2 protein-coding genes are annotated in these 2,187 nt (G+C 66.5%); one reads left to right on the top strand and one right to left on the bottom strand.

Features of this window, described 5'->3' with window-relative positions; translation table 11 throughout:
• Positions 1-520, bottom strand: a 520-nt coding sequence (locus FV222_RS23890) for an NAD(P)H-dependent oxidoreductase (protein WP_147815812.1), incomplete at its 3' end; no start/stop codon positions are given.
• A 563-nt stretch (positions 521-1,083) separates the two neighbouring features.
• On the opposite strand from FV222_RS23890, the gene sfnG reads away from it, so the two are divergent.
• The gene (gene sfnG / locus FV222_RS23885) at positions 1,084-2,187 is read left to right on the top strand and encodes a dimethylsulfone monooxygenase SfnG (protein ID WP_147815811.1); all 1,104 of its coding nucleotides are present in this window, start codon (positions 1,084-1,086) and stop codon (positions 2,185-2,187) included.

Genomic DNA, 2,187 nt, shown 5'->3' with positions numbered 1-2,187 from the left:
GGGCGGCGAGCTGGGCGCCGGCCTGGGCGATGCGGTCGCGCACGCCGGGATCGGTCGGCAGCCCGTCGGTGAAGTCGGGGTCGGAGCCGTAGACGGTGGTCGGCACCTGCAGGGCGCCGAAGAACCCGAACAGCGGCCGGAAGGAATGCTCGACCACCAGCGCGTGGCGGGCGCCGCCGCCTGTGGCGACGATCGCGACCGGCTTGTTGGCCAAGGCCAGCGGGTCGATCAGGTCGAAGAGGTGCTTGAACAAGCCGGTGAAGCTGCCCTTGTAGACCGGCGAGCCGACGACGAGCGCATCCGCCCCCTCGATCGCCTCGACCACGCGGCGGGCCGGCAGCGACAGCGCATCCCGCGACCAGGCCGCGCCGAGGCCTGTGCCGGCGTCGACGAGGTCGAACAGGCGCAGGTCCAAGCCGCCATCCGCCGCGGCGGACTCGCCCACGGCCTCGACCAGGGCGCGGGTCTTGGACGGGCGCTGGAGGTTGGCGCTGAAGCCCACGAGTTTTGGTCGCGTCATCGTCAAGGTCTCGTCTCGAATTGAGGGTGTCGCGGGACAAAGACGGGGCTGGAGGGCGAAGGCCGCCCCCATCGTTCCGGACCCTGCCGCGATGTCCTCCTGAAGGTGAGGCGTGCGGCCTGCGCGGTCAATGAAACGTTCTTGCAAAAGAACGCGGCGAACGAGGCGAACGTCTTCTCAAGCGATCGGATCGAGGGGTTTTGTTCTCTCGGACGTGAGTACGAGGCGAAATTTGCAATCATCCCACGCATCGGCGGACTGAAACGTTCTTTAAGAAGAACGAAGTGGGTGCGATGCCGTTTCTCCACGGGCGGCCCCGCCTCCTGGATGCCCACGATGGAAGGTTTCTCCCGCCGGACCTGCGGCCAGTGGAACGTCCTTGCCTGATCCAGCAAAAATTTGCGCTTTGCTTCCTTTGACCTGGATCAGGACTTTGGAAATACTTTGAAGGCACGCCTACAGGGCGCATCTGTTCGGCCGATCGGCGCGTAACCCATCAGGGACATGCGCTGGACGATCGTATCGCACCGACAAGTGACGACGGACGAGGAGGGGGACATCCGATGACCAACCGCAACGCGACCGAGGAGCCGATCCGCTTCGCCTATTGGGTGCCGAACGTGTCTGGCGGGCTCGTGATCAGCACGATCCCGCAGCGCACGAGCTGGGATGCCGACTACAACCGCAAGCTCGCGCGGATCGCCGAGGAGGCCGGCTTCGACTACGCGCTGACCCAGATCCGCTTCACCGCCGGCTACGGCGCCGAGTTCCAGCACGAATCGGTGGCGTTCAGCCACGCGCTGCTCGCTGCCACCACGAAGTTGAAGGTGATCGCCGCGCTGCTGCCCGGGCCGTGGAACCCGACCATCGCCGCCAAGCAGATCGCCACGATCAGCGAGCTGACCGAGAACCGCATCGCGATCAACCTGGTCTCCGGCTGGTTCTCGGGTGAGTTCCGCGCCATCGGCGAGCCGTGGCTCGACCACGACGAGCGCTATCGCCGCTCCGAGGAGTTCATCACCGCGCTGCGCGGGATCTGGACCCAGGAGAACTATACGTTCCGCGGCGATTTCTATCGCTACACCAACTACAACCTCAAGCCGAAGCCTGCGGTGACGCCGGAGATCTTCCAAGGCGGGTCGTCGCGGGCGGCGCGCGACATGGCGGCCCGCGTCTCCGATTGGTACTTCACCAACGGCAACACGCCGGCGGGCGTCCGCGCGCAGGTGGACGACCTCCAAGCGAAGGCCGCCGCCAACGGCCACACGGTGAAGGTCGGCGTGAACGCCTTCGTCATCGCGCGCGACACCGAGCAAGAGGCGCGCGCTGTGCTGCAGGAGATCATCGACTACGCCAACACAGACGCGGTGAAGGCGTTCGGCCACGAGGCGAAGAATGCCGGCAAGGCCTCGCCCGAGGGCGAGGGCAACTGGGCGAAGTCCACCTTCGAGGACCTCGTCCAGTACAACGACGGCTTCAAGACCAACCTGATCGGCACCCCGGACCAGATCGCCGAGCGCATCCTCGCCCTGAAGGATGCCGGCGCCGACCTCGCGCTCCTCGCCTTCCTGCACTTCCAGGAAGAGGTCGCGTATTTCGGCGAGCATATCATCCCGCGGGTGCGCGCGCTCGAGGCGGCGCGGGCCGAGCGCGCCGAGGCGGCGTAG

It is taken from the genome of Methylobacterium sp. WL103, from assembly GCF_008039885.1.
Lineage (GTDB): Bacteria > Pseudomonadota > Alphaproteobacteria > Rhizobiales > Beijerinckiaceae > Methylobacterium > Methylobacterium cerastii.
The sequence above is the reverse complement of the archived record's forward strand: the minus strand, read 5'-3'. Positions and strand labels throughout refer to the sequence as shown.

Bases quoted from the DNA above. Each gene is read 5' to 3' on its own strand.
- sfnG (WP_147815811.1), top strand. From the start codon at position 1,084: ATGACCAACCGCAACGCGACCGAGGAGCCGATCCGCTTCGCCTATTGG.